Origin of the sequence: Streptomyces sp. RG80 (genome assembly GCF_040446465.1) — a bacterium.
Taxonomy (GTDB): Bacteria; Actinomycetota; Actinomycetes; order Streptomycetales; family Streptomycetaceae; genus Streptomyces.
Window position 1 is genome coordinate 801,043 of the sequence record NZ_JBEAAJ010000003.1, and the last position, 13,170, is coordinate 814,212.

A 13,170-nucleotide genomic window follows, 5' to 3' on the forward strand; every position below is an offset into this window, starting at 1 on the left:
GAGGCTAGGCGTCCGTCTTCTCCCAACCCCGCCGCTCCGGCCGCGGCCCCAACTGCCTGGGGTCGCGGCTGCGGTACACCACATACGGGCGGAACAGATACTGCACCGGCGCGCTGAACATATGCACCAGCCGGCTGTACGGCACGAACGCGATCAGCGCCATCCCGATCACCGCGTGCACCTGGTACAGCACCGGCACGCCCGCCATCCGGTCGACGTCCGGCCGGAGCGTGAACAGGCTGCGCGTCCAGGGCGCGATGGTCTCGCGGTAGTTGTAGCCGTCGCCGGAGGCGTGCGAGAGCTTGGCGATCATGCCCATCGCGATCGCCGCGAGCAGCACCAGGTACATGAGCTTGTCGTTGGCGGTCGTCGCGCGGAAGACGGGCGCCTTCGTCCGTCGACGGTATACGAGCAACAGGATCCCGCCGACCGCCAGCACCCCGGCCGCCGTGCCGCCGTAGAGCGACAGCAGGTGGTACGTGTGCTCGCTGATCCCGAGCTTGTCGGTCCACGACATCGGCACGAACAGGCCCATGACGTGCCCGGCGAACACGAACAGGATCCCGTAGTGGAAGGCCGGCGAGGCGATGTTCAGCAGCTTCGACTCGTAGACCTGCGAGGAACGGGTCGTCCAGCCGAACTTGTCGTAGCGGTAGCGCCACACCAGACCGGCTACGAGCAGAGCGAGGGCGACGTACGGCAGCACGCCCCAGAGCAGTGTGGTCATGAGCGCACCCCGGTGTATGCGGTCGGCAGTGTGGCGCATACGGCATCCAGGACCGATGCGTACGGCGTACCGAAGGCGGTGAGCCGGGCGCGGAGCTGCTCCAGGCCCTCCCGGTGTTCGGTGAGCAGGCCGGTGTCGCCGGTGCGGGCCGCGAACTCCAGGACCGCGGGCAGGAAGTCGGGCAGCTCCTCACCGGTGAACTCCAGGCCCGCCGCCCGGTAGACGTCCTTGAAGCGGACCAGCGACATGCCGCGCCGCCGGGTGTCGCCGTCCTGCCACCAGCTCAGGTAGAGGCTGTGGCGGTTCTTGAAGTCGAAGACCTGGACGTAGTGCGCGGCCAGCTCCTGTGGCTCGGTGAGCGCCGCGTGGTCCACGAACTCCCGCAGTTGCGGGGCCGCTTCACGCAGCAGCGGCAGCCGGGCGCGGAAGTCGTCGTCGGGGTAGGTCAGACAGAGCGCGGCTGCCTGGTACAGCACGGCGTACGACGGCATCAGACCTCCTCGGCGTCGGCGGGGTCGTCGGACGTCTGGCGTCTGCGCAGGCCGTGGAAGTTCTCCACGGACACCACCGGGAGCAGCTTGCGTCCGGAGTCCTGGCCGAACGGCCCGTCGCCGCCCATGCCCGGGCCGCCGTCGTACTCCAGGCTGCACTCGTCGGGGAGCGCCGACTCCTCCAGCCGGCGGGCGTCACCCACGGCCGCGGTCGGGATCACGTACCGGTCCTCGTACTTGGCGATCGCCAGCAGCCGGTACATGTCCTCGATCTCGCTCGGCTTCATGCCGACCGCCTCGCTGACCGCGGGGTCGGGGTCCTCGCCGAGGTTGATCGCCCGCATGTGGGCGCGCATCGCGGCCAGCTTCTCCAGGGACGCCCGCACCGGAGCCGTGTCGCCCGCCGTGAAGACCTCCGCGAGGTACTCCAGCGGGATACGGAGGGTGTCGATGGCGCCGAAGAGGTTGCCCGCGTCCTCGCCGTCGTGCCCGGTCTCCGTGAGCGCGTCCACGACCGGCGACAGCGGCGGGATGTACCAGACCATCGGCATGGTGCGGTACTCCGGATGCAGCGGCAGCGCCACCTTGTACTTGCTGATGAGGGCCCGCACGGGGGAGCGGCGGGCCGCCTCCATCCAGTCGTACGGGATCCCCGCCTCCTCGGCGGCCCGCTGCACGGCGGGGTCGTCGGGGTCGAGGAAGACGTCCAACTGGGCCTCGTACAGGCCCTTGTCGTCGGGTGTGGAGGCGGCGGCGGTCACCCTGTCCGCGTCGTAGAGGATCACGCCGAGGTAGCGCAGCCGGCCCACGCACGTCTCCGAACACACCGTCGGCAGGCCGACCTCGACGCGCGGATAGCACATCGTGCACTTCTCGGCCTTGCCGGTGCGGTGGTTGAAGTAGACCTTCTTGTACGGGCATCCGGTCACGCACATCCGCCAGCCCCGGCACTGGTCCTGGTCGACCAGGACGATGCCGTCCTCCGCCCGCTTGTACATCGCGCCCGACGGACACGAGGCCACGCAGGACGGGTTGAGGCAGTGCTCGCAGATGCGCGGCAGATAGAACATGAAGGTCTGCTCGAACTCGAACTTCACCTTGTCCGCCGCCTGTTGTCGGGTCCGCTCGACCATCGGATCGAGGTCGCCGTAGGCGGGGGCGCCGGCGAGGTTGTCGTCCCAGTTCGAGGACCACTCGATCTTCATCGGCTTGCCGTCGATCTGCGACACCGGCCGGGCGACGGGGAAGTCGTCGCCGAGCGGGGCGTCGGTGAGGTTCCTGTAGTCGTACGTCCAGGGCTCGTAGTAGTCCTTGATCTCCGGCAGCTTCGGGTTGGAGAAGATGCCGAGGAGCTTGTGGAACCGGCCGCCCGCCTTGAGCTTGAGCGCGCCGCGCTTGTTCAACTCCCAGCCGCCGCGCCATTTTTCCTGGTCCTCGTAGCGGCGCGGGTAGCCCTGGCCGGGGCGGGTCTCGACGTTGTTGAACCAGACGTACTCCATGCCCTGCCGGTTGGTCCACGCCTGCTTGCAGGTGACCGAGCAGGTGTGGCATCCGATGCACTTGTCGAGGTTCATGACCATCGCGATCTGGGCCATACAGCGTCCGACGGTGACTCCGTCACGGGGCATCAGTACTCGACCTCCTGGCTGCGACGGCGGATGACCGTCACCTCGTCGCGCTGGTTGCCCGTCGGGCCCAGGTAGTTGAACGCCCAGCTCAACTGGGCGTATCCGCCGATGAGATGGGACGGTTTGAGGATCAGTCGGGTGAGCGAGTTGTGGATGCCGCCGCGCTTCCCGGTGGTCTCCGTCTTCGGGACGTTCACGGTGCGCTCCTGCGCGTGGTGCATGTAGACCGTGCCGGCCGGCATGCGGTGCGAGACGATGGCGCGGGCGACGACGACGCCGTTGCGGTTGACGGCCTCGATCCAGTCGTCGTCCTTCACGCCGATCGCGTCCGCGTCCTGCGGGGACATCCAGATGGACTGGCCGCCGCGGGAGAGAGCGAGCATGAACAGGTTGTCCTGGTACTCGGAGTGGATGGACCACTTGTTGTGCGGGGTCAGGTAACGGACCGTCACCTCCCGTTGCCCGTCCGTCCCGAGCCGGGGTTCGCCGAACAGCTTGTTCATGTCGAGCGGTGGGCGGTAGACGGGGAGCGCCTCGCCCAGTTCGTGGATCCAGTCGTGGTCGAGGAAGAAGTGCTGGCGGCCGGTGAGGGTGTGCCACGGTTTGAGGTGCTCGGTGTTCAGCGTGAAGGCCGTATACCGTCGACCGCCGGCCTCGCTGCCGGACCACTCCGGTGAGGTGATCACCGGGACGGGCGCCGCCTGGGTGTCGGCATAGGTGATCCGCTTGCCCTCGTGCTCGGCGGACAGGTGGGCCATCTCCTGGCCGGTGCGCTCCTGGAGGGTGTGGAAGCCCTGGGTGGCGAGGCGGCCGTTGGTGGTGCCGGAGAGGGTGAGGATGGTGTTGGCGGCCTTCACGGCCGTGTCGAGGGACGGGCGTCCGGCGGCGGGGCCCTCGCGGACCACGCCGTTGAGCTCACGCAGGTGGTCGACCTCCTCGTCCGGGCGGAGGGCGATTCCCTTGCAGGGCAGCCCTAGTTGCTCGACCAGCGGGCCGAGCGCCCGGAACTTCGCGCCGATCGCCGTGTAGTCGCGCTCCACCACCGTGAGGTTCGGCAGCGTCCTGCCGGGCACCGGATCGCACTCGCCGCGCTTCCAGTCCAGGACCACCCCGCCGGGCTGGGCGATCTCGCCCGGGGTGTCGTGCTGCATCGGGGTCGCCACCAGGTCCTTGCGGACGCCGAGGTGCAGCACGGCCATCTCGCTGAGCCGGTCGGCCAGCGCCTTGAAGGTGTCGAAGTCGGTGCGGGCCTGCCAGGGCGGGTCCACCGCCGGGGTGAAGGAGTGCACGTAGGGGTGCATGTCCGTGCTGGACAGGTCGTGCTTCTCGTACCAGGTCGCGGCCGGCAGGACCACGTCCGAGAGCAGCGTGGAGGAGGTCTGCCGGAAGTCCAGCGACAGCAGCAGGTCGAGCTTGCCCTCGGGGGCCTCGTCCCGCCAGGTCACATCCCTCGGCCGCTCGGCGGGATCGGCCTCCTGGGCGCTCAACGACGAGTGGGTGCCGAGGAGATGCCTGGTGAAGTACTCGGCGCCCTTCGCGGACGAGCCGAGCAGATTGGCCCGCCACAGCGTCAGCACGCGCGGCCAGTTCTCCGGTGCGTCCGGGTCCTCGCAGGCGAAGTTCAGTGTCCCGGCACGGAGTTCGGCCACCGCCTTCGCCACCGGATCACCGAAGGCGGCACCCAGCTCCAGCGGGTTGCGGTCGAAGGTCGGGTACGACGGCATCCAGCCCGAACGCGCCGACAGGGCAAGGCAGTCGGCGCCCGTCATGCCCTTGAACCGGCCCTCGCCGAGCGGCGAGGCGAGCACGTCGGCGGTGAAGCGGTCGTAGCGCCACTGGTCGGTGTTGAGGAACCAGTACGCCGTGCCGATCATCTGCCGCGGCGGCCGCGACCAGTCGGAGGCGGCCGCCAGGGTCGCCCAACCGGTCACCGGGCGGCACTTCTCCTGGCCGACGTAGTGGGCCCAGCCGCCGCCGTTGCGGCCCTGGCAGCCGGTCAGCTGGAGCAGGGCCAGGAAGGCGCGGTAGATGGTCTCGGAGTGGAACCAGTGGTTGGTGCCGGCGCCCATCAGGATCATGCAGCGGCCCTTGGAGCGCTCGGCGGTCCGCGCGAACTCCCGGGCGATCTTGACGCACTTCGCGGCCGGGACGGAGGTGTGCACCTCCTGCCAGGCGGGGGTGCCGGGCGCCTCGGCGTCCTCGTAGGAGGCGGGCCAGGTGCCGGGGAGGTCGGGACGCCGTACACCGTATTGCGCGAGCAGTAGATCGTAGACAGTCGTCACCAGGGGGCCGCCCGCGCCGCCCAGCCGGGTCGCCGGCACCCCGCGCCGTACGACGTCACCGCGGCCCTGGCCGTGTTCGCCGCCGTCGGTGTCGAAGCGGGGCAGGAGGACCTCGACGCCGCTGGAGATCTTCTGGCCGTGCAGGGTCAACGTCGGTTCGATCGGGCCGAGTTCGAGGTTCCAGCGGCCCTTGCCGGACTCGGTCCAGCGGAAACCGAGGGAACCGTTCGGGACGACCGCGCGGCCGCTCGCCGCGTCCAGCACGACCGTCTTCCACTCCGCGCCCTCGCCGTCCTGGCCGAGATCGGTGGCGCGCAGGAACTTGGACGGGACGTAGGCGCCGTCCTTCTCGTCGAGCGTCACCAGGAACGGCAGGTCCGTGAACTTCCGTACGTAGTCCGCGAAGAACGGCGTCTCGCGGTCCACGAAGAACTCCTTGAGGACGACGTGCCCCATCGCCAGGGCCAGCGCACCGTCCGTTCCCGGGTGCGGGTGCAGCCACTCGTCGGCGAACTTGGCGTTGTCCGCGTAGTCCGGCGCGACCACGACCACCTTCTGGCCCCGGTAGCGGGCCTCCGCCATCCAGTGCGCGTCCGGCGTACGGGTCACCGGGACGTTCGAGCCCCACATCATCAGATACGCGGCGTCCCACCAGTCGCCCGACTCGGGCACGTCGGTCTGGTCGCCGAACACCTGCGGGGAGGCGACGGGCAGGTCGGCGTACCAGTCGTAGAACGACAGCATCGGCGCGCCGATGAGGGAGTGGAAACGGGCACCCGCCGCGTGCGACACCATCGACATCGCGGGGATCGGGGAGAAGCCGGCGATGCGGTCGGGGCCGTAGGTCTTGATCGTGTGGACGTGCGCGGCCGCGACGATCTCGACGGCCTCGTCCCAGGTGGCGCGCACCAAACCGCCCTTGCCGCGGGCCCGCTGGTAGCGGCGCCGGCGCTCGGGGTCGTTCTGGATGTCCGCCCAGGCCAGCACCGGGTCGCCGAGCCGGCCGAGGGCCTCTCGGTACAGCTCCAGGAGCACACCGCGGATGTACGGGTAGCGGACCCGGGTGGGGGAGTACGTGTACCAGGAGAACGCGGCGCCCCTGGGGCAGCCGCGCGGCTCGTACTCGGGACGGTCCGGACCGACGCTCGGATAGTCCGTCTGCTGGGTCTCCCACGTGATGATGCCGTCCTTGACGTACACCTTCCAGCGGCAGGAACCCGTGCAGTTCACCCCGTGCGTGGAGTTCACGACCTTGTCATGGCTCCACCGGTCCCGGTAGAACGCGTCCGCCTCGCGGCCGCCCGTCAGCCCGATGCTGTGCAGGTCGGGCGCGGCCTTGCCGGGCCGGAAGAACCTCCCGGCCCGCAGCAGCGCCGCACCCGGCTCCGAGGGCGGTGTGGGCGGGGTCTGGGTGTCGGTCACATGCGCTCCCTTGCTGGGCCCGTGCCTTTCGAAGCTAGGGCTGAGCAGGGGAGCGCACCTGCCGGCGGCACCCGTTCGGGTCAGGTCACACCTTGCGGGCGACCCCCGCGTACACCGGCACGATGCCCTCGGCCTGCGCCGCCACGTCCTCCGGGCCCGGCCGCCAGCCGGAGACCGGGATCACGCCGGGGCCGAGCAGCTCCAGACCGTCGAAGAAGCGCGTGAACTCGGCCAGGGACCGCGGATAGAACGGTGTGCCGACGGCCCGGAAGTGCTCCGCGGCCTTCCCGACGGCCTCCGGACTGAGGTCCGGGGTGACCTGCGAGAGGATCAGGAAACTGCCCGGCGCCAGCTCGGCGACATACCGCTTCAGCAGACCGTGGACGTCGTCGCCGTCCGGCTCCTCGCTCAGGTAGTGGGTGAGCGCGACCAGCGACAGCGCGAGGGGCCGCGAGAAGTCCAGCGTCTCCGCGGCCGGCCGCAGGATCGTGTCCGGGTCCCGGACGTCGGCGTGCACGTAGTGCGTGGCACCCTCGGGGGTGCTGTGCAGCAGCGCCTGGGCGTGCCGCAGGACGATCGGGTCGTTGTCGGCGTACACGACCCTCGAGTCCGCGGCGACCTCCTGCGCCACCTGGTGGAGGTTCGGCTCGGTGGGGATGCCGGTGCCGATGTCCAGGAACTGGCGTATCCCGGCCTCGGCGGCCGTGCGCACCGCCCGGTGCATGAACCGGCGGTTCGCGCGGGCCCCGCGTACCACCGTGCCGTCCGAGGCGAGGATCCTGCGCGCGAGCTCCTCGTCCACCGGGTAGTTGTCCTTGCCGCCCAGCCACCAGTCGTACACCCGCGCCGGATGTGGCCGGCTCGTGTCGACGGGGGTGGGCGCGGCTTCGGATCCGGTCATGGGGTCTCCTCGGTCCTCGGTCCTCGGGGTGCTCGTCGTCGCCGACGCGCCGTGCATACGGTCGACAGTCGTCGGTGGGCGGTCGACAGGCTGCCGTACGCCGCTCGACAGGCCCGGCGTCAGTAGGTCGCCCGGCGCTCCCGCAGGAGCTTCTTGGTGCGCTCGGCCGACGCGGCGCGCGCCGTCATGTGGTCCAGGACCTCCAGATGCGCGGAGACCTCCGTGCGGGAGTCCAGATACAGGGCGCCGGTCAGGTACTCGGTGAACGCCATGTCGGGCAGTTCCGGCTCGGCGAAGCGGAACAGCGAGAAGGGCGCGTACGTCCCCGGGTGCGGGCCCGCCGCGAACTCCGCGATCTGGAGGGTGACCCGGTCGCGGTCGGCGAACTCCAGGAGCCTGTCGAGCTGTTCACGCATGATCTCGCCGCCCTGGCCGACCGGCCGGCACAGCACCGTCTCGTCCATGATGACCCACAGATGAGGCGGATCAGGCTTCTCCAGAAGCCGCTGCCGGGTCATACGCAGGGACACGTGCCGCTCGATGGTCTCCGAGCCCTGCTGCGCGATCGTGCCCGCCTCCATGACGGCACGCGCGTACGCCTCGGTCTGCAACAGCCCGGGCACGAAGTGCGGCTCGTAGGAGCGGATGATGCGGGCGGCGCCCTCCAGGCTCACGTACAGGCTGAACCAGTCCGGCAGCACATCGTGGAACCGCTGCCACCAGCCCGGCTGGTTCGCCTCCTCGGCCAGCGCGACGAAGGCCTCGGTCTCCTCCTCCGAGACGCCGTACGTGGACAGCAGCAGCTGCACGTACGGGATCTTCAGGGCGACCTCGGCCATCTCCATGCGCCGTACGGTCGCGGGTGCCACGCGCAGGACCTTGGCGGCCTCCTCGCGCTTGAGCCCGGCCGCCTCCCGCAACTCCTGAAGCCGCTTGCCGAGCACCACCTGACCCACGGTGGGCGCAGGCCGCCGCTCACTCACGCCACGCCTCCCCTACGCGCCGAAGTACGCAGGGCAGTGTGTCATGTTCCGCCGTCGGTCTCACGGGGTCCGCGGTGAGGCGCTCGCCACGTGTGGTCATTACCTCGGGGGTAATCGACCGTGCCGCCCGGCGGCGGGATCGTGGTGACACCGGGTTCCGGGCCGGCGCACTCCGGTCCGGAACCCGGGTCCCGATGCCTTGCACGACTTCAATTCGACCTCGCCGGAGGGTGATCCGCCATGTCCGCCATCCAGCTTTCCGCCCTCGCCCGGACAGCCGACCCGACCACCGCGCTGCGCCGCTTCCTCGCCCTCGACGCGGCCGTGACCGGCGCGAACGCCCTCGCCTATCTGGCCCTCTCCGGGCCGCTGGGCAGCCTGTTCGGCGTCGAGGACGCTCTGCTGCTCGCACTCGGGGCGTTCCTCGCCGTGTACGCGGGCGCCGTCGGCCTGCTGGCCTCCCGGACCCGCCCCGCCGCCCTCCCGGTCCGGGCGGTCATCGAGGCCAACCTCGCCTGGTCCGTGCTGAGTTGCCTCGCCCTGGCCCTGTGGCTGTCGCCGACCGCGACGGGCGGCGTGTGGGCCGTCCTCCAGGCGCTCACCGTCGCCGGGTTCGCCGCACTCCAGTACGCGGCCCTGAGGAGCACGCGACCCTGAGGGCACATCAGGACATCAGCGACTGAAGGTACTTGACCGTCGCCGGGTCGGCCGGGAGGAACGTCTCGATGGCCAGCTCGGCGACGGTCACGTCCATCGGGGTGTTGAAGGTGGAGATGGACGAGATGAACGACAGCACCCGCCCCTCGAGCTCGATCTGCATCGGAAGCGCGAAGTACGGGACGTCCTCCAGCGGTTCACCGGGGTCGGTGTCGGGCACCGGATACGCCGCCACCTCCTCGTACAGCTCCCGCAGCGGCTGCGAGCGGTGCAGCGCGATCTGCCGCTCCATCTGCGCCAGCAGATGCCCGCGCCACTCACGGAGGTTGCGGATCCGGGGCGCCATGCCCTTGGGGTGCAGCGTCAGCCGCATCGCGTTCAGTGGCGGTTCGAGCAGCTCGTCCGGGATGCCCTCCAGCAGCATCAGGATGCCCCGGTTGGCCGCGAGCACGTTGTACATCGCGTCCAACACCAGCGCCGGATACGGCTCGTAGCCCTGGATCAGGCGCTCCATGCCCGCCCGCACGGCGTCCAGCGCCGGATCGTCGAGCGGGGTCTCCGGATAGCGCGGGGCGTAACCCGCCGCCAGCAGCAGCGCGTTGCGCTCCCGCACCGGCACGTCCAGGTGCTCGGCCAGCCGCAGCACCATCTCCTCGCTCGGCCGGGAACGCCCCGTCTCGACGAAGCTGATGTGCCGGGCGGAGGAGTCGGCCCGCAGCGCCAGCTCCAGCTGACTGACCCGGCGCTGCTCCCGCCAGGCCCGCAGCAGGGGGCCGACGCCCTTGTCGGCGGCAGTGGTCGTCATACGAGGACCGTAGACGACGAACCGGCGGCCCGGAGCGGACCGGGGCGGGAAAAGAGCAGCGGGGACCCTTCTGACCAGGGCTTCGGCGGGCTCGGTGTGGCACGCTGAAGGAGAACCCGCAGCCCCGGAAGGAGCGCCCCCATGCCCGTCGAACCGCTGTCGCAGAAGGAGATCGAGGACCGACTGGCGGAACTGCCGGGCTGGTCGCTCGACGGTGACCGCCTGGCCCGCTCCTACCGCCTCGCCTCGCACTTCGCGGCCACGGCGATGGTCGTCCACATCGCCCAGGTCCAGGAGGAACTCGACCACCACTCCGACCTCACCCTCGGCTACAACACCGTGTCCCTGACCGTGAACACGCACAGCGTGGGCGGCGCGGTCACCGACAAGGACTTCGAACTCGCGCAGAAGGTGGAGGCGCTCGCCCCCGGCCACGGGGCCCGGTAGCGGTGCTGGACTACGACAAGGAGGCCGACGCCTACGACGTCACCCGCGGCGGCGAACCCCGCGCCGCCGCGGCCGCCGACGCCGTCCTCGGCTTCCTCCCCGACAGTGCCCGCCGCCTCCTCGACGTGGCCTGCGGCACCGGCATCGTCACCCGGCGCCTCGCCCGGGCGCGGCCCGCGCTGCGGGTGGTGGGCGCCGACCTGACGTACGGCATGGCCCGGATGGCGGCCGCCCGGCTGCCCGGCGCGATCGTGCTCGGCGACAGCCGCCGACTCCCCTTCGCCGACGGGGTGTTCGACGCGGTGACCAGCGTGTGGCTGCTGCACCTGATCGACGACGCCGACGACGTGCGCAGCATCGTCGCCGAGTGCGCAAGGGTGCTGCGGCCCGGCGGGGTCTACGTCACCACCGTCGACAAGGCCGCCGCGCACGACGTCGGCAGCGACATCGACGCCGTGCTCGCCCCGCGCCCCCGCCGGCCCGCCCCGGACGCCGAGCCCCGCGTCGAGGCGTACGCCGCCGCACAGGGCCTCGTCGACGCGGGGCGGGCCCGCTTCCCGGGCCGGGGACAGGGCCGCAGCCCCCGGCGCACGGCCGCCGACCTGCGGCGCGGCTGGTTCACGCTGCTCCCGCCGGGCGACCCGCGCACCGACGGCTTCGCCGCGCGGCTGGAGTCCCTGCCGGACCAGGACCGGCCGCGCCCCGACCCCGTGTTCGCGCTGCGGGCCTTCAGGAAGCCCGAGTGAACTCCATGACCCAGTTGGTCAGCCAGCTCTCTCCGCCGTCCAGCGAGAAGGCCTGCTCCCAACGGGCCCCGGTGGCGGAGCAGTCGGACCAGACGAACCGCACCCGCACGTCCTTGCCCTCGTGCGTGTCGTCCCCGTAAAACTCGCCACGGTCACCTTCGAACCGGCCGTAGACCGGCGGGAAAACCGAACCGCTGCGGCTGGAGGCCCAGTTGAGCGACCACTGTCCGCTCTCGTGGTCGAAGAGCCGCAGGGGCGCGCCCTTCGCGCCGAGGTGCGGCATGTCGATCTCGTCGACGTTCGCGGCGCCGTCGAACAGCGGCCAACAGCGGTTCGTCGCCGGGAACTCCTCCCAGCCGCTGTCCGGGTCCAGGAAGTCGGTGCGGCGGCGGTTCACGACCTGCCAGTCGCCGTGGAAGAAGTCGAAGTCGTGCGAGCTGCTCATGAACGGTCTCCAGTGGTTCCTGCGGGCAGGGAGTCGGCCAAGTAGGCCTGAAGATCAGGGACTTCGGGCGTCAGCAGATGCCGTACCCAGGCGTCCCGTTCGTGCAGGATCGGCGGCAGCTCCCAGACACAGCCGATCCAGGGCAGGTCGGGTTTGATGAAGTGGGTGGGGTCGTCGTCCGGGCAGCCGAGCACGGGCTGGCCCGCCGAAGCGCCCCGGAAGTGCAGGACGTTGTCCCACACCCAGCTGTACGCGTTCAGGTAGGCGCCGTCGTCGCCACCGCGGTGCAGCACGACGAAGGTCGCCGGCGGAGTGCCGTCCGGCTCCGGCAGCAGCTCCGGAAGGATCTCGTACGCCGCCTTCGCCACGTCGGGCGTGATGCCCGCGGGATCGCTGGTGACGTGGTAGCGCTTGATGTGCCGGCCCGCCACCTCGATGGGCGGCGGCACGGTCAGGAGTTTCTCGGTGAAGCTCATGGCGGGACGCTAGAGCGGCTTCACTGACAACCTGTGTCAGTGAAGTCTGGGATTCTGTGACGGTGAAGTCCAGTCGCCTCGTCTCGATCCTGCTGCTGCTCCAGACCCGGGGCCGGATGACCGCCGCCCAGCTCGCCGAGGAGCTGGAGGTGTCGGTGCGTACGGTCTACCGGGACGTGGAGGCGCTGAGCGCGGCCGGTGTGCCGCTGTACGGCGACGCCGGGCACGCCGGCGGCTACCGCCTGCTCGACGGCTACCGCACCCGTCTGACCGGCCTCACCACCGACGAGGCCGAGGCCCTCTTCCTCGCCGGCGCGCCCGGGCCGGCCGCCGAGCTGGGACTGGGGTCGGTGCTGGCGGCCGCGCAGCTCAAGGTGCGGGCCGCGCTGCCGACGGAGCTGCGCGCGCATGCCGACCGGGTCAGCGGTCGCTTCCATCTGGACGCGCCGGGCTGGTACGCGGAGGCGGAGGAGACGCCGTACCTGGCCACGGTCGCCGACGCGGTCTGGAACAATCGTGTACTGAATATCGTATACCGTCGCTGGCGTACACCCACCGACGTGGAGCGCCGCCTGGAGCCGTACGGTCTGGTGCTGAAGGCGGGCCGCTGGTACGTCGTCGCCGGGCCGGGACCGCGCACCTTCCGTGTCGACCAGATCCTCGAACTCGCCACGTCGGACGAGGAGTTCGGCCGACCCGAGGACTTCGACCTGGCCGCCTACTGGGAGGCGTACCAACGCGACTTCCACGAGCGGCTGTATCGGGGGGAGGCGGTGGTGCGGCTGGCACCGGGCGTGCGGATGGCGAGGGCGGTGAACGTCCGTGAGAGCACGGACGGTTGGACCCTGGCCACCGTCCCCGTCGAGTCGATCGACCACGCCCTCGGCGAATTCCTGCGCATGGGCACGGACATCGAGGTTATGGAGCCGCCCGAACTGCGCGAACGCCTCGCGCGGACAGTGGCACAACTGGCCGAAATGTACGGCAACTCCAGCGCGCGCGGCGGCCACTGAGGAACGGAATCCGTCCGTCCTCCCAGGAGGTACGTCTCGTGCAGCACCCGCACCTGCATTCGTACCAGCACCAGCCGCGGCGTCCACAGCCGCAACCGCAGCCGGACCAGCAGCCGAACCCGCGTCCGCGCCGCAGACGAAAAGCCG

Annotated in this window: 13 protein-coding genes; 4 read left to right on the plus strand and 9 right to left on the minus strand. The window is 70.6% G+C overall.

Features of this window, described 5'->3' with window-relative positions:
• Window positions 1-4 precede the first annotated feature (4 nt).
• From narI to ABKA17_RS13705, 6 genes are all read right to left on the minus strand, one after another.
• Window positions 5-727 (minus strand): respiratory nitrate reductase subunit gamma, encoded by a 723-nt coding sequence (gene narI / locus ABKA17_RS13680; RefSeq protein ID WP_353692263.1) that lies wholly within the window; start codon window positions 725-727, stop codon window positions 5-7.
• A complete protein-coding gene (gene narJ, locus ABKA17_RS13685) occupies window positions 724-1,218 on the minus strand; it encodes a nitrate reductase molybdenum cofactor assembly chaperone (RefSeq protein ID WP_353692264.1) in 495 nt (164 codons plus the stop codon). The genes narI and narJ overlap by 4 nt, the downstream gene beginning before the upstream one ends.
• Window positions 1,218-2,846 carry a nitrate reductase subunit beta gene (narH, locus tag ABKA17_RS13690; RefSeq protein WP_353692265.1) on the minus strand — a complete coding sequence of 543 codons (1,629 nt, stop codon included), beginning with the start codon at window positions 2,844-2,846 and terminating at the stop codon, window positions 1,218-1,220. Before narH ends, narJ begins: the two co-directional genes overlap by 1 nt.
• Window positions 2,846-6,550 carry a nitrate reductase subunit alpha gene (locus ABKA17_RS13695; RefSeq protein WP_353692266.1) on the minus strand — a complete coding sequence of 1,235 codons (3,705 nt, stop codon included), beginning with the start codon at window positions 6,548-6,550 and terminating at the stop codon, window positions 2,846-2,848. The genes narH and ABKA17_RS13695 overlap by 1 nt, the downstream gene beginning before the upstream one ends.
• A gap of 85 nt (window positions 6,551-6,635) precedes the next feature.
• A complete protein-coding gene (locus ABKA17_RS13700) occupies window positions 6,636-7,451 on the minus strand; it encodes an SAM-dependent methyltransferase (RefSeq protein WP_353692267.1) in 816 nt (271 codons plus the stop codon).
• Window positions 7,452-7,570: 119 nt separating this feature from the next.
• A complete protein-coding gene (locus ABKA17_RS13705) occupies window positions 7,571-8,434 on the minus strand; it encodes a Sco1979 family transcriptional regulator (protein WP_353692268.1) in 864 nt (287 codons plus the stop codon).
• 240 nt (window positions 8,435-8,674) lie between these two features.
• Here ABKA17_RS13705 and ABKA17_RS13710 point away from each other — a divergent pair, with 240 nt between their 5' ends.
• Entirely contained in the window at window positions 8,675-9,091 is a 417-nt protein-coding gene (locus ABKA17_RS13710; RefSeq protein WP_353692269.1) for a hypothetical protein, read from the plus strand.
• A 7-nt stretch (window positions 9,092-9,098) separates the two neighbouring features.
• Here the strand turns inward: ABKA17_RS13710 and ABKA17_RS13715 are convergent, their stop codons facing one another.
• The gene (locus ABKA17_RS13715) at window positions 9,099-9,896 is read right to left on the minus strand and encodes a helix-turn-helix domain-containing protein (protein WP_353692270.1); all 798 of its coding nucleotides are present in this window, start codon (window positions 9,894-9,896) and stop codon (window positions 9,099-9,101) included.
• A gap of 141 nt (window positions 9,897-10,037) precedes the next feature.
• Between ABKA17_RS13715 and ABKA17_RS13720 the strand changes: the two genes are divergently transcribed.
• Together ABKA17_RS13720 and ABKA17_RS13725 are read left to right on the plus strand one after the other, a co-directional pair.
• On the plus strand, window positions 10,038-10,343 hold the full coding sequence (locus ABKA17_RS13720) for a 4a-hydroxytetrahydrobiopterin dehydratase (RefSeq protein ID WP_353692271.1): 306 nt from the start codon (window positions 10,038-10,040) through the stop codon (window positions 10,341-10,343).
• A 2-nt stretch (window positions 10,344-10,345) separates the two neighbouring features.
• Window positions 10,346-11,089 carry a class I SAM-dependent methyltransferase gene (locus ABKA17_RS13725; RefSeq protein ID WP_353692272.1) on the plus strand — a complete coding sequence of 248 codons (744 nt, stop codon included), beginning with the start codon at window positions 10,346-10,348 and terminating at the stop codon, window positions 11,087-11,089.
• Here the strand turns inward: ABKA17_RS13725 and ABKA17_RS13730 are convergent.
• Both ABKA17_RS13730 and ABKA17_RS13735 read right to left on the minus strand, forming a co-directional pair.
• A complete protein-coding gene (locus ABKA17_RS13730; RefSeq protein ID WP_353692273.1) occupies window positions 11,073-11,534 on the minus strand; it encodes a hypothetical protein in 462 nt (153 codons plus the stop codon). The genes ABKA17_RS13725 and ABKA17_RS13730 overlap by 17 nt on opposite strands.
• On the minus strand, window positions 11,531-12,010 hold the full coding sequence (locus tag ABKA17_RS13735) for a hypothetical protein (protein WP_353692274.1): 480 nt from the start codon (window positions 12,008-12,010) through the stop codon (window positions 11,531-11,533). Before ABKA17_RS13735 ends, ABKA17_RS13730 begins: the two co-directional genes overlap by 4 nt.
• Window positions 12,011-12,072: 62 nt before the next feature.
• On the opposite strand from ABKA17_RS13735, the gene ABKA17_RS13740 reads away from it, so the two are divergent.
• Window positions 12,073-13,023 carry a helix-turn-helix transcriptional regulator gene (locus tag ABKA17_RS13740; RefSeq protein WP_353692275.1) on the plus strand — a complete coding sequence of 317 codons (951 nt, stop codon included), beginning with the start codon at window positions 12,073-12,075 and terminating at the stop codon, window positions 13,021-13,023.
• Window positions 13,024-13,170: the final 147 nt, after the last annotated feature.